This is a genomic window from Rickettsia senegalensis (genome assembly GCF_056135685.1).
This window is the reverse complement of sequence record NZ_JBVYTQ010000001.1, coordinates 189,809-208,820: the sequence shown is the minus strand read 5'-3', so window position 1 is coordinate 208,820 and position 19,012 is coordinate 189,809. Positions and strand designations below refer to the sequence as shown.

Here is a 19,012-nt window from a genome sequence, read left to right as displayed (position 1 = left end):
TATTTGTTTAAATCATGTTATGGCCGCCATTAATGGAAATAGTCTCGCCTGTTATAAAGCCGGCATTTTCATCAACTAAAAATGCCACGGCTCTAGCTATTTCTTCAGGCTGTCCTAGTCTTTTTTTGGGGATACTATTAACGATTTTAGCAAGTACGTCTTCGGGTACTACTCCTACCATTTCGGTTGCAATATACCCTGGAGCTATACAGTTAACGGTGATATTTTTAGAAGCAGTTTCACGAGCAAGAGCCTTAGTAAAACCGATGATTCCGGCTTTAGCGGCGGAGTAATTAGTTTGCCCAACCTGCCCTGCTTGAGCATTAATTGAACTGATATTTACTATACGACCATAATCTTGGTTTCGCATCTGCTCCATTACGCTGCTAGACATATTAAAGCAAGAATTGAGATTAACGTTAATGACGTCATTCCAATCTTGATGACCCATTCTATGTAGCATTTTATCTTTGGTAATACCTGCATTGTTAACAAGAATACTTACCGGTTTTTTAAATTCCTCTTCAATTTCCTTTACTGCTTGCCTGCATTCTTCAAAATCCGCAACATTCCAGCATTTAGTTTTGATACCGTATTTTTCTTCCATTTCTTTAGCAGCGTCGTAATTACTGAAAAAATTAGCAACTACCGTAAGACCCTTATTTTTTAATTCTAAAGCGGTAGCCTTACCTATTCCTCTAGTACCGCCTGTTACAATTGCAATTTCTGACATTATTTCTCCATACCTATATTTTGACTTTTATTAAATTTAACCGGTGGGGTTATACTTGGTTTAAGTTGGACACCGATTTAGTTAACGGTTCAACAACTTTCTTATCACTGTGTATTACGATAGATTCTTTAGGATGATTTTTTTTCATATTCTGCATCTATCTTTTATCCATCTTTTTTTATCTTCAATTTTATTTGTTTTAGCCGTTACCTCCATTATACCAGCAAGTGTTTCTTTTCTACTTTTTGGAATACCCGCTTTATTTTCGCTTTTTGTTCCATAACAGCCGATAGTTGCGCCGCCTGCATAAATACTACCTTCTTGTTGAGCAATATGACCGTTTTTAAGTAATTGTATATCGATGTCTGTTATTTTTATACCGGTATATTTTGATAATGCTTGAGATATTTTATTATGTTCATTAAGTCCTTCTCTATCTTTATCGCTAGCACACATTGTTAATATTTCTTCCTGAGGTAAATTTATTAAACTAGTGGTTTTATTTTCTTGTTTATTTTGTCTTATTTTTTCTGTTAAATTACTTAAGGCATCTGATATATTTAGATTAATATTTTCTTTATCAAACGATATAAAAGGAAGTTTTTCTCGAAAGATACTCTAAAAGGAATATCTGCTTGCTCAATATTTTTTCTTAATGTTACAGATTTTTTTAATAATTCTTTTTCCTGATTCGTTAAATTTGCATTGTTAATTATTTCTACTGCATTTCCTTTAGGTTTATTTATCCTAAAAAAACGTTCAAAATTGCTTCTAGGTTTAATATGTGCTTTTAATTCATCAATTCCTTTTTCAGTTGGTAAATTTTCTGCTATTTTGTTTAAAGTGTCACTCACTCCTGAAAAATTATTTGTTACTCCTATAAGCCTAAATAAATTAAGAGGAGTATTAGTATTTTTCCCACCGACATTTTCCATAGATTTTTTTGTCTGATCAACAATTGTGGGATCATTGCTAGCTCCTATAGGACCTGAGTTTAATGTATTGGTATGAATAGTAACGCCGTCTTCAAGCCATTCTTGGGCTTGGCGTGCATTTAAGTCGGTAATTTTTTGTCTAGAATCTATATCATTTGAAACCGAGGCTAATGTACCTGCATGTTTAGATGTAAGCAATGTTTCAAAATTTTTACTGCCTTTATCGGTTATTGCCCCAATTTTCTCAAAGGCATTTCTCATGCCAACGATTTGTCGTAACTGGGTTGGGATAACATGCTTACCGTTTTTAATTGCATCAGCGTACTGATCAACAAGCTTCCTCTTCCATTCAGGCATTACATTATACCAGTTTTTACCTTCTCTATTTTGATATTCTTGCTTTTGTTCTTCTGTCAAGCCTTTAAAAGCTACTTCCGCTTCGACTACAATATGCTCTTTTCCCTCATCATTGGTGACTTTTGACAAAGTTACTATATCACAATGCTCATCATTGAAATTTTGAAAATCTTTAGCAACATTTAATTTTTTATGAGCATTTTTTATACCATGTGTTCCTAGCAATTCAGCAACATTGTCAATCTCAGTTTGCATATTTTTTGAGATATTTTCTTGTGATTTTTCCATATTCAAAGCATTAAAACTATTAATAAATTTTACTGCTTCTTTATTTAATTTCAGCACAAGCTCAGGTTTATTTTCGGTCTTTGCTATGTCTATCGCTCCTCTGATAGCGTTTAAATATTGCATTTCAAAAGCTTCAGTGCCTAAAACAATTTTTTCATTAGGGTTGTTGCGACCGTCACGTTTTAATATTGAAGTTTCGCTATTTTTTTCTTCAATTTTAGTAAGCTTTATACCGGTTCTCTCATGACGTAAAATTTCTAAACCCTGTAATGCCTCGGTAAAGCTGCCTTTTTCAACAGCTTCTTCAATTTTAGCTCTATTTGTTTCTAAAGGAACGCCTACTCCGGATGTAGTTAAAAATTCTTTTGTACGATTTAATAAAAACGCCTTATCGTTATCAAATTGTTTTTTTAATGATGAAAGCATTATAAAATTCTATATGTAGTTGTTCATCTCTTGTTATTTTAATTAAAAATTATTATATAAAAATAGTCTAGTTAAAAATATTTAACTTTATTAATTAAAATATGTTATTTATATGAATATTGATAAATTTACTGCACATGCTAAATCAGTGATAGCTAGTAGCCAATCGATTGCTGCTAAAAACGATCATCAGCAAGTATTACCTTTGCATTTATTATCTAGTCTTTTCAGTGAAGAAACAGGTATAATTCAAACCCTTATTAATAATACCGGTAGCAATATAAACTTATTAAAAGATCAAGTTCAGCTAGAACTAAATAAAATTCCAAAAGTTCAGGTTGAGGGTGGGGGGCAAATTTATTCTTCTGCTGAAGCTCTTAAAGTTTTAGAAAAAGCTAGTAGCATTGCTAAAGACAGAGGGGATAGCTTTGTAACCATAGAGCGTATATTTGAAGCATTAACTTATGATAATACTATAGCCGGTAAAATTTTAACGAACCATGGAATTAATAGTAAAAAATTAGCAGTAGCTATTTTACAGTTCCGTAAAGGCAAAAAAGCAGATACCGAATCAGCAGAAAATAGTTACGATGTTCTAAAGAAATACGGCAGGGACGTAACAGAGCTTGCCGAAAGCGGTAAGCTTGACCCGATAATCGGGCGCGATGAAGAAATACGAAGAACCGTGCAGGTGTTATCACGCCGCATGAAAAACAACCCTGTGTTGATCGGTGAACCAGGAGTCGGTAAAACTGCTATAATAGAGGGGCTTGCACAACGTATATTTAGTAAGGACGTACCTGAGTCACTTATGAACTGCCGTATTATTGAGCTTGATATGGGAGCATTAATAGCAGGAGCTAAATATCGAGGCGAATTTGAGGAGCGTCTTAAAGCAGTACTTGGTGAAATCAAGGAGTCAAGCGGTGAAATTATCTTATTTATTGATGAATTGCATTTATTGGTCGGTACGGGGAAAACCGACGGTGCTATGGATGCCTCAAATTTACTAAAGCCGATGCTTGCTCGTGGTGAGCTACATTGCATCGGAGCTACTACTTTAGACGAATATCGTAAATATATCGAGAAGGATGCAGCACTCGCTCGTCGTTTCCAACCTGTTTATGTAGGTGAACCAAGCGTAGAAGATACTATATCAATACTTAGAGGAATTAAAGAAAAATACGAGCTGCATCATGCCGTGCGAATTTCCGATAGTGCAATAGTTGCAGCAGCGACGCTATCAAACCGTTATATTACTGATCGTTATTTACCTGATAAAGCTATTGATTTGATTGATGAAGCTTGTAGCCGTATGAAAATTGAGTTGTCAAGTAAACCGGAAGAGCTTGACGAGCTAGATCGCCGTATTATTCAGATAAAAATAGAACTGGCAGCTTTAAAGAAAGAAAATGACGAGCATTCTAAAAAGAAAATTACCCATTTAACTGAGGAACTCGAAAAGTTAGAATCTAAATCATATGATATGAACGCTAAATGGCAAGCAGAAAAGTCTAAACTACAGCAAGCTCAAAAACTTAAAGAAGAGTTAGAACGAGCAAGAATCGATCTAGAGCGTGCCGAGCGTGACGCTAATCTCGCTAAAGCTAGTGAGCTAAAATACGGAATTATACCTGAGATTATGAAAAAGATTCAGGAAGCCGAAAGTATGGATAATAAAGGGCTATTAAAAGAAATTGTATCGGAAAGTGATATAGCAAGTATTATCTCTCGTATTACTGGTATTCCGATTGATACTATGCTATCAAGTGAACGTGAGCGTTTGCTTGTAATGGAGCAGAAATTATGTGAATCGGTTATAGGACAAGATGAAGCAATTAAAGGCGTTAGTGATGCAGTTAGAAGATCACGCGCAGGTATTCAGGATATTAACCGCCCGCTTGGTTCCTTCTTATTCTTAGGACCTACAGGAGTAGGTAAAACCGAGCTTGCCAAAGCCTTAGCCGGTTTTCTTTTTGATGACCGTAATGCGATACTTCGTATAGATATGTCGGAATATATGGAGAAGCATGTTATTTCTCGTTTAATAGGAGCCCCTCCCGGCTATATCGGATATGATCAAGGCGGAGTGTTAACGGAAAGCGTAAGACGCCGTCCTTATCAGGTAATATTATTTGACGAAGTTGAAAAAGCCCATCCCGACATATTTAATATTATGCTGCAAATACTTGATGAGGGAAGATTAACCGATAGTCAGGGTATCACAGTTGATTTTAAAAATACTATTATAGTTTTAACTTCTAATTTAGGTGCTGAGATACTCGTTAATCAGAAAGAGGACGAAGATACATATAAAGTAAAAGATGAGGTTATGGAATATGTAAAAGCAGTATTTAAGCCTGAGTTTTTAAATAGGCTAGACGAAATTATATTATTCCATCGCCTAAATCGTGATAATATCCACGACATAGTTAAAATTCAGCTAGAAAGTTTAAAGAAAATTTTGCTACAACAAAATATTACTCTTGAATTTGATGAATCTGCCTTAAATTACTTGGCCGAAAAAGGTTATGACCCAAACTTTGGAGCAAGACCCTTAAAACGCCTTATCCAGCGGGAAATACAAAATAATTTAGCTAAAATGATTTTAGCAGGTGAAGTAAGTAGCGGCAATACCGTGAAAATAGCTAGAGAAAAGGAAGAGCTAAGGATAAAGATGATTGATTAAGCTCTGCGTACGAAAACTAAATTATTGCATAACTTATAATTTTCATTAATTTTTTTTGAGCCTAGTCTATTACTTTGTTATAACCACCTTTCTAACTTTGATAAATAAGTAAGTTAGATACAATAAAAATCTAATGAACGGAGGTGTGAAGCATTATGTATAATGACGATGAAATAGATTACGAAACAGCAGAAGAGATATTGAAAGAAATCTACTCCTTAAATGAACTTGAAGAATTAAAAAAACAAGATGGAGTAGAACTTGAAGAATATGTCGATGCTTACAATGAAGCAGTATTAGATGATAATAACAATATAACTTTTAGAGAATTTTTTGCATTGAAAGATTTCAAAGAAACCGGCTATATGAGGTTGTATGATAAAACAAAAGAATCCTATGAAATGCAACGTGCTTTAGTAATACTAACTAATGATCAATACCAAATGAGTCAAGGACAAGTTGAAAATCTTACTATTTGCCGTGGAGAAACAAGAGAGAAATCAGAGGTGGGTATATTTAACATAGGAAATGAATATTCTACAGAGCGGTTTATGTCTACAACTTCTGAGCAGAGTATTATTAATAATCATATGTCAGATGAATTAAAACCGCATCAAATTAATATTGAATATGAAATTGAAATGAATTCCTCTCTAGTAGGTGCTGATATTTCTTCTATATTAAACGATGGAGAAAAGGAAATAGTAGTATTGCCAAATACTAAGTTTGAAATAACTAATGTTAAGCACGAGGATGAGCATATCCTATGTATTAGTATGAAAAACAAGCCAATCATATATGATACATGGAAAAGTAATTTTGATCTATGGCTTTCTAACATAGAGCAATTAGTATCCACAAATACCGATATAGACATGGAAACTTATACATTAGGATCCGATGCTTCACAAATTGATATCATAACTTGATATAAAAAAGAAATATTACTTACCGCATTATGGATAAAGATTTATCCATAATTCGGGTCAATTTAGAGTTAATAACATTCAATTTCAGCTAATGTTATACTTTCAGTACCTGATAATTTATAACAATCATTACTAGTAGAGTTAGGAATTTGCAAGTCAAATAATATGTAATAGTTGAGATTTAATCTTACATTTAGTAAAATTAAGATAATATTAAATGGAGGATTAGAGATGAATCTAAATCAAAAAATAATAAAGCCAAAAATAGGATTACTAGAATTAGCTAGGAGTCTTGGTAGTATATCGTCAGCATATAAAGCTATGGGTTACAGTAGAGACAGTTATTATAGGTTTAAAGAGTTATATGAAACAGGAGGAGAAGAAGCATTATATGAGATTAGTCGGAAGAAGCCAATTATAGCGAATAGAGTTGATCCTGCCGTAGAGAGAGCAGTATTAGATATGGCAATAGAATACCCCGCTTATGGTCAGCTGCGAGTATCAAATGAGCTTAAAAAGACTGGTATTCTTGTATCACCTGGAGGAGTTAGATCTATTTGGCTACGTAATGATTTAAATAATATCAATAAAAGACTTAAAGCATTAGAAGCCAAAATGGCTCAGGATGGTATTGTTCTTACCGAAGCTCAGTTACAAGTATTAGAGAAACGGCGTAGCGAGAAAGAAGCTCATGGTGAGATTGATACACAGCATCCAGGTTATCTAGGATGCCAAGACACATATTATGTAGGTAATTTTAAAGGCATAGACAAGGTATATTCTCAAGTGTTTATTGATAGTTACACTCGGGTTGCAGAGGCTAAACTATATACTGATAAAACAGCACTTACCGCTGCTGACATGCTTAATGATAGAGTGTTACCATGGTATGAGAGTCAGCAAATACCAGTACTTCGTATTTTAACTGATAGAGGTGGTGAGTATAAAGGTAATATAGAACATCATGCTTTTGAATTGTTCTTAAGCATTGAGGGTATTGAGCATACTACTACTAAAGCATATTCTCCTCAAACAAATGGTATGTGTGAACGTTTTAATAAAACTATGAAACAAGAATTCTTTGATACTGCTATGCGTAAAAAGATCTATACTGATCTTGATGATCTACAACTAGATCTTGATATTTGGCTAGAATATTATAATAATGAAAGACCGCATTCCGGTAAATATTGCTATGGAAAAACACCTATGCAGACTTTTATGGATAGTAAAAAGTTAGCTGTTGAAAAGAATAACGAAATCTTATATCTTGAATACTCATCTGACAGTCATAACTTATCAGACATTCAGATATAATTTTTATAATGTCTGTAAGATTAAATCTTGACTTCTACAAATAATAGTGCTTTTTCTTCTTTATACGGATCAACTAAGTAAGAATTTGTAATATCTGTAACTATTGGCGATAAGTAAGTTGTTGTTTCAATAAGCTTATCAATAGCATTTTGTCCGTCTTTTAATATTTTATCGACTAGTTTTTATCTTTATAAAAACTATTTATGGAACCTATTAAGGTTGTTGATATCTCATATATAATAACACTGTTTTTAATTATATTGGTTATATTAGAGCCTAATTTTGCTGTTTTAGAAAAAATTAAAGAAATAACAGTAGGATATTTATTAAATACATTAGGTAGTTCTAAAAAATTATTTACGGCTGAATAGGCAGAATTGGTTGCTTCTGAAAAACAATTAAATCTTTGTATATATTTTCATAATTGTTATTGCCCATAAACTTACCTCTTTTTTATATAGATAATTACCATGTTTCATGGTAATTACATATCATACTACTAAATTAAGAAGTGTCAATATTAAAATTTATTTGCTGATATCCTCTAAACTCCATCTGGCTTTTGGACAGAAATTCAAAGGAGTAAATAACTTATTATTGTAACGCTCAAGTCCTGCATATGCAATTATTGCAGCATTATCGGTACATAAACGGATAGGTGGATAAATAAGCTGATAACCATATGTTTTAGCACAATTACTTAATATTTCTTGTAAATATTTATTAGCAGCAACCCCACCGGCAATAACTATAACGTCATTTAAAAAGCTTGATCCAAGCGGATTTTGCGGGTAGAGCCTGTGCTCATGTACTTTTGTACGCTCCGCAGGCTCTTCCTTAAATTCATTTTGTCTGAAGCTTTTTAAATTTAGCTGTGTAGTATAATCTATATTCTCGTAATAATCATTTACAACTCGTTCATATGCTATAATAGCATCCTGTACCTTACTACTTAGAATTTCTCCTATGGTGAACTGAAAACTTGCCGCTATATCATTAATTACAGCGTCATTAAGTTCCTTTAAACTCTTTATTAAAGTACGTACGGCAGTTTTAAGCCCTGAAAAGGACATATTGCAATTACCGCTGTTAATTATAGGTTTTGGAAATTTATATTTATGAGGATTGCCAAGTGTTGCTCTTTTCTCAATTTCAGGTCCTCCAGGAAAGGCTAAGTTTAGCATTTTTGCTACTTTGTCAAAGGCTTCGCCTACGGCATCATCTATAGTAGATCCTAATATTTTATATTTTCCAAGCCCTAGGACCGCTACAAATTGGCAATGTCCTCCCGAAGCTAACAAGAGTAAATAAGGATAAGGGGTACTATCGGTTAGCCTTGCGGTTAAAGCATGGCCTTCTAAATGATTAATTGCAATAAATGGTTTGTTTAAAGCACTGCTTAGCGACCTTGCAAACATTGAACCGACTATAACACCGCCGATTAAGCCTGGACCGGAAGTTGCGGCAATTGCACTAATTTCCGTTAATTTAGTGCTGCTCTCTTTTAAAACATTTCTTAATGCTTTATCTAGATTCGATAAGTGAGAACGTGCAGCAATTTCAGGTACGACCCCTCCAAAAACTGCATGTTCTGTATTTTGTGAAATAATTATATTAGATAGGATTTCTCGATTTTCGGTGATTATAGAAACAGCTGTATCGTCACAGCTTGATTCTATACCTAAAATTTTTATCATTCAAATTGAAACCGGTATTGGCTAAAAAAGTAGTGCTACCCGCGTGGATACCAAATCGTCATTGTTGCATAGACCGTTTCCGTCATTGCGAGGAGTTGCGTTAGCAACGACGTGGCAATCTCAGGATATTTAACGAGATTGCCATGCAGTCTACGACTGCTCGCAATGACAACTCATATCCATGCAACAATGCCGGCTCGCAATGACGATATTTATCTTTATTTAATAATGCTTAATTAGATATCTTTAAGGTATTTAATTGATTATACAGCTTATAAATAGATTGTTCGGCATCAATAATTTTTTTATTAACTATTTTTAGTAATTTTTCCGAAGGTTTTTCTGTTATTTGCGTTGCAGAACTTACTTGCTCTGCTAAATTTTTAAGTGATTCTTGTATTTCTACAAAAGATTTCTTAAATTGTTCTTTAATAGTAATAGATGATTCTTCAAGCTCTTTAATTTTTAAGCATAGATTTTCTAATAAATGATCTATTTTAGTTTGCATTAAAGTCAATTTTTGCTTTTGTTTTTCACTAAGATAGCTTAAAGTTTCTTGCATTTTTGCCTGTATACGTACTTTTGTAGTACGTTCAAGTTCTGAAGCTAAACCTATTTTACTCATTAAAAATATTATCCATTTGTGAACGTCAAAATGATACCATTTTGCACCGTTACGATAATCTGAAGGAAAAGCATGATGGTAATTATGCCAATTTTCACCTAGTAAAAATAGAGCCATCCACCAAATATCTCCAGCGGTACCTTTGTAATATTGTTTACTACCGGCAAAGTGGCATAAAGAATTAACACAGAAGGTTGCTTGCTGCTGTAGGAATCTACCGAGTCCCATAAATAAAAATCCTGCATATGCCGATAATATAGTACCTCCGACTAAGTAACCGATAAATAAAGGCACGACAATATTCATAAAAGCTGCTATTTGCCAATAATATTTTAGCTGCCATTTTAATAAATTGTTTTTCCGGTGCTTAGCCCAAGTAATGCGATCAATAGACTTATAGCTACCGCTTCCGACTAGCATCCATCCTATATGAGACCACATAAAGCCTAAAAATTTATTGTCAAATTTTAAAGGAGTATGCGGATCTTGGTCTTGATCCGTATATCTATGATGTTTATAATGATTCGATGCCCAAGATAAAGCCGGTCCTTGTAATGTTCCTGCAGACAGCATAATTAAGACAAACTCGGCATATTTATTTATTTTATATGCATTATGAGACCATAACCTATGCAAACCAATCCCAACGGTAATATTATTAATATAATAACTAGCAATTATAAAAATAACTTCAGTTAGTTCTACCCCATAATCAAACGAATATTTAACTACAAGAGATATAATAAAAATAGGATAAAATATTAAAGCAAATAAAGCAGGCTTATTTAGTTTACTTAACATAAAATTTACAGTTTTTAGTTATAAAATATATAAATTAGCAACGAATAAAATCTTATTATATTATAGTATACATAAATATAATTAATAGATATTAACATACTTAATGCACAAATACAAAGAAAATTTGACAACAAAATCCTAGTCGCTATCTTTATTTAAACAATAACCGATAAAACGAACTGTCTTAATAATTAAATTGTCTTTCCCTAAGGCCTCTCTAATTCTATTTATATGAACATCTATAAGACGTTCATTAAAAGCCTCTTCACTTTCCCATAAATATTTTATTATTTCTTGACGCGAAAACACTTCATTTGGAAACTGAAAAAAAGTCGCAAAATTTTAAACTCAGTAGGACTTAGGCGAATATTCAGTCCGTCTTTGTATACTTTTTCAGTATTTTAAATCAATATTTATATTCTTAAATTTAATAATATTATCTTGTAAAACTGACTTAGAACACCTCAATAAGCTCTTTAAAGTACTTACTATTTGCTCAGATCAAAAGGGCTTATAAAAAAATAGTACGTTATCGTCTACTTCTGTTAAATTTAATTGCTTGTTTGGTAATAAAAATATTATAGGAATTTTAGAAAATTTATTAATTTTTCTAACGTTATTTATTGTTATTAAAGGATTTTCTTGTAATTCTGCACTAATAATCATGATAGCAAGCGGCTGACTAAAGAAATAAGTTAATGCTTTTTCTAGAGTTGGAGCCCTAATTATATTAAATCCCACTCTCTCTATGTCATTACTTAAAGAAATATTAACGCTTTTTATTCTTTTCTTCTATAATTAAAACTTCAGGTAATAGCTTATCAAACACTGAATTAATCTCCATTAATATTCAGTAAATAATTAAAAATTTTTGTAATAATTTTCTGATTTATTAGGGTTTATAGCAAACTTTTTATAAAAAGAAACAAAGAAATAATAATTTTTTAAAGATAATACTTGAATTTAATAGTTTTAGTTGCTATAAATAGCTTTATTTTAAAGTTTGTCTGTTGGAGATTTTTATATATCATGAGCTTTTATGAATCAGTTTTTATTATACGCCAAGACGTATCATTAAACGATATAGATAAAATCGTTGATGATTTTGCTAAAATTATCAAAGATAATAATGGCACTATCGTAAAAAAAGAATATTGGGGGTTAAGAATTTTAGCTTACAAAATCGGTAATAACAAAAAAGGACATTATTATTTTTTAGGTCTAGATATTACTGGTAATGTAAAAGAAGAGCTAGAAAGAAAAATGAAGCTTAACGAAAATGTCATTAGATTTCTTACAATTAAAGCAGATTCAATTAATAGTGAACCTTCACCGATATTAAAAAATCAGAGTACAGAGAATACTCCGGTAATTGATGTAACGATTAATAATTCAATTTGTAAGAATTAAGGTTAAAGAATGTTAAAAAGTAATAATGCTAGTGAAACAGCTACTCGCAAGGTAGGAGATAAAACTGCTAAAAAAGTGTTTTTTAGAAGACGTAAAGGATGCCCTCTTTCTGTGCCTAATGCACCTGTTATTGATTATAAAAATCCTGAGCTTTTAATAAAATTTGTCTCTGAAGGAGGTAGAATGCTACCAAGCAGGATCACAAATGTTTGTGCAAAGAAACAAAGAAAGCTAAATAATGCTATTAAAATTGCAAGAATTTTAGCGTTATTACCTTTTGTATTTCAAGCTAAATAAAGGCATAATACATGGAAATTATATTAATAAAACCCGTAAGAAAATTAGGTAAAATTGGAGACATGCTCAAAGTAGCAGACGGATTTGGTCGTAATTATCTTTTACCACAAAAATTAGCGATTAGAGCTACTGAGCCTAATAAAGAGCTAATAGTGAAACAAAAACACGAATTTGAAGCAAAAGATAAGCAAATAAGAGAAGAAGTAGAAAAAATTAATACTCTTATTAAAGATCAAAAATTAGTTTTTATCCGCCAAACATCAGATGACGGTAAACTTTTCGGTTCGGTTACTAACAAAGAAATAGCCGATAAATTATCTGAGAATGTATCTTATAATATCTCTCATTCAAATATTATTCTTGATAAACAAATTAAATCTACCGGAATTTATACAGTTGAAATAAGACTCCATGCGGAGCTTAATGCTATAGTTACAGTTATTGTTGCAAGATCAGAATCAGAAGCACAAGATTATTTACGCGAACAAAAGACTGAAACTTCAGAAGATTTAGCTGAGTCAGCGTAAATTTTTTCTATCGTCATTGCGAGCGAACATCGTTCCTGTGGCAATCTAGTTAAAAATTCTGATTTACAGAATTTTTTTAATTATTTTTCTGGATTGCCACGTCGCTTCGTTTCGGTGTTGTTGCATGGATCGAAAAATCTACTCGATGTCATTCCCGCGTAAGTGGGAATCCAGCATAAATCGAGCTTTTAATTTCAAAAATTTGCTGTATTTATACTTTTTTCTGGATTCCTGCTTTCGCAGGAATGACATACTACTACGTTTGACCACAATATCCGAACACTTTACAATACTAATATTTTTCAACTATGCTATATGAAAAATTTGAGTATAATATCAATAATCTAATAGGTAATTTTGGTTTATCTAAAATAGCGGTCGCAGTCTCCGGTGGGAGCGATTCGGTAGCACTTCTTTATCTCGCTAATATTTGGGCAGAAAAAAATAATATAGAATTATCTGTTATATCGGTTGATCATAACTTACGGGAACAGTCGAAGCAAGAGACCCATTATATCCAAAATATCAGTAATAGTCTAAATCGTAAACATTATAGTTTAACTTTTGATCACCAAAATAATTTTTCCAATTTACAAGAAAGAGCAAGAGAAGGACGCTATGATTTGATGACAAATCTATGTCTAGAACTCGATATATTAGTACTTTTAACTGCTCACCATGAAGATGATTACGTAGAAAATTTTTGTTTAAGATTAGAACGTAATAGCGGTATATTTGGACTTAGTAGCAGTAATATTAATTGGTATAATAATATACAAATAATTAGACCGTTATATAATATTCCAAAAAGTGAATTAGTAGAGTATTTAGTCAGTCATAATATAAAGTGGTTTGAAGATGAGTCAAATTCATCTGATAAATATAAACGAAATATTATTAGGCAAAAATTAGCTAAAGGCGAAGATTATATTAAAGCCGATATAATCTTACAACAGCTTAAAATTAATGATTTACTAGATAATAAATTTAAACCGGAGTTAATATCAGCAATAGCCGAAGCAGTCAAAATTTTTGAATATGGTTTTACTTTTCTTGATTTAGTTAAATTTGATAAGTTTTCAAATGAGGTGAAAGTACAAATAATTAATTTTTTACTGATAATAATTAGCGGACAATCTAGAGCAGCTCGTTTTTATTCGGTAGAACCTATTTTAAAATTAATTACTCAAGATGTAAACTTTAAGAATACCCTTCATGGCTGTGTAATTAATCGCATACAAAACGAGTTACTTATATACAGGGAATTCGGCAAAAAATTACCTGAAAATAAAATATTATTGGATAAATCCGTTATTTGGGATAATAGATTTTGCATCACAAGAAATCAAGAAACTCCAAATTGTTTTGTAACTCATCTATCGTTAGAAGATTATAAAATGATAAAGAAACAATTAGATCTAGAGCCTTTGAAAAATCTATCCTGCAAAAACCACAATGCAATTTTATTTACCTTACCTATCATTAAAATACTTGAAAAAGTTATAGCAATACCACATATATCATATTATGATAACGACATGTGGAACTTTGAAGTATCTTTTGCTCCAAATTTTGTATCTCGTTTCACCCATTTTTGCTAACACCGGTATTTAATACCCTATTACCGGACAGTTTTTTAAAAGCCTATGCGATGCCACCCCCGCGAAAGCGGGGATCCAATAGAAAATTTTGATTTTAAAGGTTTTTTATTTAACTGGATTCCCGCTTTTGCAGGAATGACATCAGACAAAAACTGTTCGGTACTATAATTTAATACCGATAAAAATTTTTATTAGGTTTTATATCGATGAATAATCAAGGTAGAAGTATTTTAGCTTGGGCAGCACTTTTTGTTTTCGTAATATTACTTTTTAATGTTTTCCAATCTGACGGTTTACTTGGTGGAAGAAATAATATAACTTTCTCGGATTTTTTAACACGAGTTGATGAAAAGACCGTTAATTCGGTAAAAATTCAAGGTAGAGTAATTGAAGGCGCTTCAAATGATGGCTCTACTTTTAACACTTATGCTCCTGATTATCCTGATTTAGTAAACCGTCTTACTAGTAATGACGTTAATATTGAAGTAGTACCTCTTGAAACAAGAATGAACACCTTTTTAGGCTTTTTAATTTCTTGGCTTCCTATGCTTTTATTGATAGGTGTTTGGGTTTTTTTCATGCGTCAAATGCATGGAGGCGGGAAAGCCATGGGGTTTGGAAAATCGAAAGCTAGGTTACTATCAGATAAAGGACCAAAAATTACCTTTAAAGATGTAGCGGGTATCGATGAAGCAAAAGAAGAATTAACTGAAATAGTAGATTTTTTAAGAGATCCAAGCAAGTTCCAAAAGCTTGGGGGTAAAATACCGAAAGGCTGCTTACTTATAGGGCCTCCTGGAACAGGAAAGACTCTTCTTGCTAAAGCAATTGCAGGCGAGGCTAATGTTCCGTTTTTTAGCATATCCGGCTCTGATTTTGTTGAAATGTTTGTGGGTGTCGGTGCAAGCCGTGTGCGTGACATGTTTGAACAGGGTAAACGTAATGCTCCTTGCATTATCTTTATCGATGAAATTGATGCGGTAGGTCGCCATAGAGGTATCGGTACGGGCGGCGGCAATGATGAACGTGAGCAAACCTTAAATCAAATGTTAGTCGAAATGGACGGCTTTGAAGCAAATGAAGGGGTCGTGATTATTGCAGCTACAAACCGCCCTGATGTTCTTGACCGTGCATTGCTACGTCCCGGTAGGTTTGATCGTCAAATTGCCGTTGCAAACCCTGATATAAACGGTCGTGAACAAATTCTAAAAGTACATTTAAAGAAAATTAAATATAATAGTACGGTACTAGCACGAATTATTGCTCGTGGTACCCCGGGCTTTTCCGGTGCTGAACTTGCTAACTTAGTTAATGAGGCTGCTCTTATCGCTGCAAGGCTTGGTAAGAAAGAAGTAGATATGCACGACATGGAAGAGGCGAAAGATAAGGTGCTGATGGGAGTTGCACGTCGTTCTATTGCAATGTCGGAGAAAGAAAAAAGATTAACTGCGTATCATGAAGGGGGGCATGCGTTAGTCGGGCTTTATTGTCCTGCAGCATCGCCTATTCATAAGGCTACAATTATACCGCGTGGTAATGCTCTTGGAATGGTACAAAGACTTCCTGAAACTGATGAATATTCTCAGAATCGTGAACAGATGGAATCATCTATAGCAGTTTATATGGCAGGAAGAGTAGCAGAGGAAATTATTTTCGGTAGAAATAAAGTTACCTCAGGAGCTTCATCGGATATAAAAGGTGCAACTAATATTGCAAGAGCAATGGTTACAAAAGCCGGTTTAAGTGATTTAATAGGACCGATATTCCATGGTTCAAGCGACGATGATATGTATGGTAGACAACCGAGTAATGAAACCTCGGAAGCTACTGCAGAGTTAATCGATGCCGAAGTTAAAAGAATTATTACGCAAGGATATGAATTTGCAAAAGATATTCTAACAAAACATATAGATCAACTTCATACACTGGCTAATGCTTTGATTGAATATGAGACATTATCCGGTCAGCAAATTAAAAATTTACTTAGCGGCAGAGCTTTAGATTCAGAAGAGGAAAATAAGTTTCCTTTTAATGATTCATCTACTATAAAAATAGATAAAGAAAAATCACCTGAGAAAACAAAAACAGCTAAGGCTAAAAAAGAAAATCCCGCTTCCTAAGTTTAATAGTATAATTTATGTGTATAAATTTATAGATTTATTTTGCGGCATCGGTGGCTTTAGAAAAGCCTTGGAAACAAAGGGGCTTGAATGTGTTTTTTCTTCCGATATAGACAAAGACGTACAAGAAGCATATAAAAGAAATTTTGGTGATAAACCGCATAGTGATATTACTGAAATATCAGCAAACAAAATCCCTAAACATGATATTTTATGCGCCGGTTTTCCTTGCCAGTCTTTTAGTATTTCAGGCAAGAGGCTTGATCGGTCAAGTTAATAAAGGCTGTCAAGGTGAAAGGATTTACAACCCTTTCGGTCATTCAATAACTCTATCAGCTTTTGGTGGCGGGTGTTGGTGCTAGAACCGGTCTTTATTATATAAATGACAAGATAAGAAGATTATCAGTCAATGAATGTAAATATTTAATGGGTTTTCCCTAAGATCATTATGTTGCAGATGGATTAAAGGGTTATAGGCAGCTATGTAATTCAGTAATTCCACAAATAATAGCAAATATATATGACTCAATAATAGCAGTTTAATGGATAATGGAAACGCATATATAGGTAAAAATGTAGAAACTCTTTTTAAAAATAGTATCAGTGAACATATTGATATAATAGATAAGATTAGAGATGTTTTTAAAATAGAAGGCAATTTTTCACATGCTATCAGCACAGGAATATATGCAGAAAAATCTGATGTTAAAATGAATTTTAGCTGCGGTTATAACATAGATGTTAGTATTAAGGCATATAAGCAGGCAATAGCCTATAATCAACTTACAAGAGCATCTATAAATAATTTTTGCAAAACATTTAACTTAAATTGTTTAGATTATCTACAAAATTTGATAATTAACAAATCGAGCAATATTAAGTCAAATTTAATTCCATTTGAAGAACAAGAAAGAGTGTTATTAATTTTTCAGCCTATTGCAAAAGAAATGGTTAAATGGTCATTCTCAAATGAAACTGCAAGAGAGTTATTAGTTTATATCCGAGAGAAGAAAAACTAATGCGTATATATGTAATGAAAGATGTTCTAAAAGCTCTAAATTATGATATTATTTTTACAAATAAGGGTAATATTATAATAGGTAATTATATTGTAATTCAACGAAAAGGGGGGTGGCTCTTTAAGTAAAACAATCCCTAAAGATTCAATTAAACATCCCGGTAATAACATTCAACTAAAATTAAAAATCAAAGATTTTGTTAATGGTATGAAAAATTGTGAATTAGCTAATTATTTTATATAGTCCTAAAAATAAATTTTAAGAGAGTACTTAAATGGCAGAGTTAAGATTATTGCTAAATTCAGTAGTAAAAAAAGGAAAAGAGCATAAAGAACAAGAGGAAATGCTTAAACCTAAAAAGGTAAAGATTTATAGGTATGACCCTGATCTTGATGAGAATCCTACTATCGATAGTTTTGAGATAGATTTAAGCAAAACCGGACCAATGGTTTTAGATGCTTTAATTAAAATCAAAAACGAAATCGATTCGACTCTAACGTTCAGGCGTTCTTGTCGAGAGGGAATTTGCGGTAGTTGTTCCATGAATATTGACGGTACAAATACTTTAGCTTGCATAAAACCGATAGAAGAGGTATCAGGCGATATCAAAATCTATCCGCTTCCTCATATGAAAGTAGTGAAAGACTTAGTACCTGATATGTCACATTTTTATGCACAATACGAATCCATAGAACCTTGGCTCAAAACAGATAGCCCTACCCCTTCAAACTCTGAAAGGTTACAGTCGATTAAAGACAGAGAAAAGCTTGACGGTTTATATGAGTGTATATTATGTGCTTGCTGTTCTACTTCCTGTCCTAGCTATTGGTGGAACGGTGATAAATATTTGGGTCCTGCGATTTTATTGCAGGCTTATCGATGGATTGCCGATTCAAGGGATGATCATACCGGCGAACGTCTTGAAGATTTAGAAGATCCGTTCAAGCTTTATCGTTGCCATACGATTATGAATTGTACTAAGACCTGTCCGAAAGGCTTAAATCCTGCTAAAGCTATCGGTAAAATAAAAAGTTTAATTGCAGAACGCCACGGTGTGTAATGAAAAACTTATTTGTTATTTACATAGGGGGTTCTTGTAGCGGGGCTTTAATAGAATTGCATGATATTAGATTAGTTATAGCCGAAACTATTGAGGATACTTATAATTATTTAAAAAAAGTTGGTGAGGTTCTCTAGAAAGTTTGCATTTAGATGCCTAGGGCGTACTGACTTGGGCTGAT

General features: G+C 32.8%; 19 protein-coding genes and 2 pseudogenes. 12 read left to right on the top strand and 9 right to left on the bottom strand.

The features are described from left to right. Positions 1-7: 7 nt before the first annotated feature. From AC0ODJ_RS01005 to AC0ODJ_RS00995, 3 genes are all read right to left on the bottom strand, one after another. Complete coding sequence (locus AC0ODJ_RS01005) at positions 8-733, bottom strand: SDR family oxidoreductase (protein WP_218460253.1); 726 nt, start codon at positions 731-733, stop codon at positions 8-10. Between the two features lie 144 nt (positions 734-877). Further along, a complete protein-coding gene (locus AC0ODJ_RS01000) occupies positions 878-1,189 on the bottom strand; it encodes a hypothetical protein (RefSeq protein ID WP_474464634.1) in 312 nt (103 codons plus the stop codon). A gap of 104 nt (positions 1,190-1,293) precedes the next feature. Continuing rightward, positions 1,294-2,739, bottom strand: coding sequence for a hypothetical protein (locus AC0ODJ_RS00995; RefSeq protein ID WP_256621204.1), 1,446 nt, complete (start codon positions 2,737-2,739; stop codon positions 1,294-1,296). A gap of 112 nt (positions 2,740-2,851) precedes the next feature. Here AC0ODJ_RS00995 and clpB point away from each other — a divergent pair, with 112 nt between their 5' ends. Beyond that, positions 2,852-5,428, top strand: coding sequence for an ATP-dependent chaperone ClpB (gene clpB / locus AC0ODJ_RS00990; protein ID WP_218460252.1), 2,577 nt, complete (start codon positions 2,852-2,854; stop codon positions 5,426-5,428). Between the two features lie 155 nt (positions 5,429-5,583). After that, positions 5,584-6,357: a hypothetical protein gene (locus AC0ODJ_RS00985; RefSeq protein ID WP_218460260.1), complete on the top strand. Its 774-nt coding sequence runs from the start codon at positions 5,584-5,586 to the stop codon at positions 6,355-6,357. 68 nt (positions 6,358-6,425) lie between these two features. Here the strand turns inward: AC0ODJ_RS00985 and AC0ODJ_RS00980 are convergent. Beyond that, positions 6,426-6,524 (bottom strand): annotated as a pseudogene (locus AC0ODJ_RS00980) (DUF5424 family protein); the annotation flags it as partial. Between the two features lie 64 nt (positions 6,525-6,588). On the opposite strand from AC0ODJ_RS00980, the gene AC0ODJ_RS00975 reads away from it, so the two are divergent. Then, positions 6,589-7,674, top strand: a complete 1,086-nt coding sequence (locus AC0ODJ_RS00975; RefSeq protein WP_474465620.1) for an IS481 family transposase — start codon at positions 6,589-6,591, stop codon at positions 7,672-7,674. 38 nt (positions 7,675-7,712) lie between these two features. On the opposite strand, the pseudogene AC0ODJ_RS00970 reads toward AC0ODJ_RS00975, so the two are convergent. From AC0ODJ_RS00970 to AC0ODJ_RS00950, 5 genes and pseudogenes are all read right to left on the bottom strand, one after another. Next, positions 7,713-8,112: pseudogene (locus AC0ODJ_RS00970) on the bottom strand (DUF5424 family protein); the annotation flags it as partial. A gap of 89 nt (positions 8,113-8,201) precedes the next feature. After that, on the bottom strand, positions 8,202-9,371 hold the full coding sequence (gene tsaD / locus AC0ODJ_RS00965; RefSeq protein WP_218460975.1) for a tRNA (adenosine(37)-N6)-threonylcarbamoyltransferase complex transferase subunit TsaD: 1,170 nt from the start codon (positions 9,369-9,371) through the stop codon (positions 8,202-8,204). Positions 9,372-9,603: 232 nt separating this feature from the next. Next, positions 9,604-10,797, bottom strand: a complete 1,194-nt coding sequence (locus AC0ODJ_RS00960) for a fatty acid desaturase (protein WP_218460974.1) — start codon at positions 10,795-10,797, stop codon at positions 9,604-9,606. 138 nt (positions 10,798-10,935) lie between these two features. Continuing rightward, entirely contained in the window at positions 10,936-11,106 is a 171-nt protein-coding gene (locus AC0ODJ_RS00955) for a winged helix-turn-helix domain-containing protein (RefSeq protein ID WP_474464628.1), read from the bottom strand. A 192-nt stretch (positions 11,107-11,298) separates the two neighbouring features. Next, entirely contained in the window at positions 11,299-11,538 is a 240-nt protein-coding gene (locus AC0ODJ_RS00950) for a hypothetical protein (protein WP_218460976.1), read from the bottom strand. A 288-nt stretch (positions 11,539-11,826) separates the two neighbouring features. On the opposite strand from AC0ODJ_RS00950, the gene rpsF reads away from it, so the two are divergent. The 9 genes from rpsF (at position 11,827) to AC0ODJ_RS00905 (ending at position 18,968) form a co-directional block, all read left to right on the top strand. Further along, entirely contained in the window at positions 11,827-12,207 is a 381-nt protein-coding gene (gene rpsF, locus AC0ODJ_RS00945; RefSeq protein ID WP_218460973.1) for a 30S ribosomal protein S6, read from the top strand. A 9-nt stretch (positions 12,208-12,216) separates the two neighbouring features. Then, a complete protein-coding gene (rpsR, locus tag AC0ODJ_RS00940) occupies positions 12,217-12,504 on the top strand; it encodes a 30S ribosomal protein S18 (protein ID WP_010420625.1) in 288 nt (95 codons plus the stop codon). 11 nt (positions 12,505-12,515) lie between these two features. After that, the gene (gene rplI / locus AC0ODJ_RS00935) at positions 12,516-13,031 is read left to right on the top strand and encodes a 50S ribosomal protein L9 (protein WP_218460972.1); all 516 of its coding nucleotides are present in this window, start codon (positions 12,516-12,518) and stop codon (positions 13,029-13,031) included. A 308-nt stretch (positions 13,032-13,339) separates the two neighbouring features. After that, positions 13,340-14,632, top strand: a complete 1,293-nt coding sequence (gene tilS / locus AC0ODJ_RS00930; protein ID WP_474464622.1) for a tRNA lysidine(34) synthetase TilS — start codon at positions 13,340-13,342, stop codon at positions 14,630-14,632. Positions 14,633-14,838: 206 nt separating this feature from the next. Then, positions 14,839-16,752 (top strand): ATP-dependent zinc metalloprotease FtsH, encoded by a 1,914-nt coding sequence (gene ftsH / locus AC0ODJ_RS00925; protein WP_474464618.1) that lies wholly within the window; start codon positions 14,839-14,841, stop codon positions 16,750-16,752. Between the two features lie 70 nt (positions 16,753-16,822). After that, entirely contained in the window at positions 16,823-17,029 is a 207-nt protein-coding gene (locus AC0ODJ_RS00920; protein WP_256621594.1) for a DNA cytosine methyltransferase, read from the top strand. Positions 17,030-17,294: 265 nt separating this feature from the next. Further along, positions 17,295-17,771 (top strand): hypothetical protein, encoded by a 477-nt coding sequence (locus AC0ODJ_RS00915; RefSeq protein WP_474464615.1) that lies wholly within the window; start codon positions 17,295-17,297, stop codon positions 17,769-17,771. A 274-nt stretch (positions 17,772-18,045) separates the two neighbouring features. Then, positions 18,046-18,831, top strand: a complete 786-nt coding sequence (locus AC0ODJ_RS00910; RefSeq protein WP_218460967.1) for a succinate dehydrogenase iron-sulfur subunit — start codon at positions 18,046-18,048, stop codon at positions 18,829-18,831. Beyond that, the gene (locus AC0ODJ_RS00905; protein WP_218460966.1) at positions 18,831-18,968 is read left to right on the top strand and encodes a DUF1543 domain-containing protein; all 138 of its coding nucleotides are present in this window, start codon (positions 18,831-18,833) and stop codon (positions 18,966-18,968) included. The genes AC0ODJ_RS00910 and AC0ODJ_RS00905 overlap by 1 nt, the downstream gene beginning before the upstream one ends. The last annotated feature ends 44 nt before the right edge of the window (positions 18,969-19,012 follow it).

What these genes read in the sequence shown, in the direction of transcription:
- rplI (WP_218460972.1), top strand. Translation starts at nt 12,516, where the DNA reads ATGGAAATTATATTAATAAAACCCGTAAGAAAATTAGGTAAAATTGGA.
- AC0ODJ_RS00960 (WP_218460974.1), bottom strand. Translation starts at nt 10,797, where the DNA reads ATGTTAAGTAAACTAAATAAGCCTGCTTTATTTGCTTTAATATTTTAT.
- ftsH (WP_474464618.1), top strand. Translation starts at nt 14,839, where the DNA reads ATGAATAATCAAGGTAGAAGTATTTTAGCTTGGGCAGCACTTTTTGTT.
- AC0ODJ_RS00915 (WP_474464615.1), top strand. Translation starts at nt 17,295, where the DNA reads ATGGATAATGGAAACGCATATATAGGTAAAAATGTAGAAACTCTTTTT.
- clpB (WP_218460252.1), top strand. Translation starts at nt 2,852, where the DNA reads ATGAATATTGATAAATTTACTGCACATGCTAAATCAGTGATAGCTAGT.
- AC0ODJ_RS00975 (WP_474465620.1), top strand. Translation starts at nt 6,589, where the DNA reads ATGAATCTAAATCAAAAAATAATAAAGCCAAAAATAGGATTACTAGAA.
- tilS (WP_474464622.1), top strand. Translation starts at nt 13,340, where the DNA reads ATGCTATATGAAAAATTTGAGTATAATATCAATAATCTAATAGGTAAT.
- AC0ODJ_RS01000 (WP_474464634.1), bottom strand. Translation starts at nt 1,189, where the DNA reads ATGTGTGCTAGCGATAAAGATAGAGAAGGACTTAATGAACATAATAAA.
- tsaD (WP_218460975.1), bottom strand. Translation starts at nt 9,371, where the DNA reads ATGATAAAAATTTTAGGTATAGAATCAAGCTGTGACGATACAGCTGTT.
- rpsF (WP_218460973.1), top strand. Translation starts at nt 11,827, where the DNA reads ATGAGCTTTTATGAATCAGTTTTTATTATACGCCAAGACGTATCATTA.
- rpsR (WP_010420625.1), top strand. Translation starts at nt 12,217, where the DNA reads ATGTTAAAAAGTAATAATGCTAGTGAAACAGCTACTCGCAAGGTAGGA.
- AC0ODJ_RS00905 (WP_218460966.1), top strand. Translation starts at nt 18,831, where the DNA reads ATGAAAAACTTATTTGTTATTTACATAGGGGGTTCTTGTAGCGGGGCT.
- AC0ODJ_RS00985 (WP_218460260.1), top strand. Translation starts at nt 5,584, where the DNA reads ATGTATAATGACGATGAAATAGATTACGAAACAGCAGAAGAGATATTG.
- AC0ODJ_RS00995 (WP_256621204.1), bottom strand. Translation starts at nt 2,739, where the DNA reads ATGCTTTCATCATTAAAAAAACAATTTGATAACGATAAGGCGTTTTTA.
- AC0ODJ_RS00910 (WP_218460967.1), top strand. Translation starts at nt 18,046, where the DNA reads ATGGCAGAGTTAAGATTATTGCTAAATTCAGTAGTAAAAAAAGGAAAA.
- AC0ODJ_RS01005 (WP_218460253.1), bottom strand. Translation starts at nt 733, where the DNA reads ATGTCAGAAATTGCAATTGTAACAGGCGGTACTAGAGGAATAGGTAAG.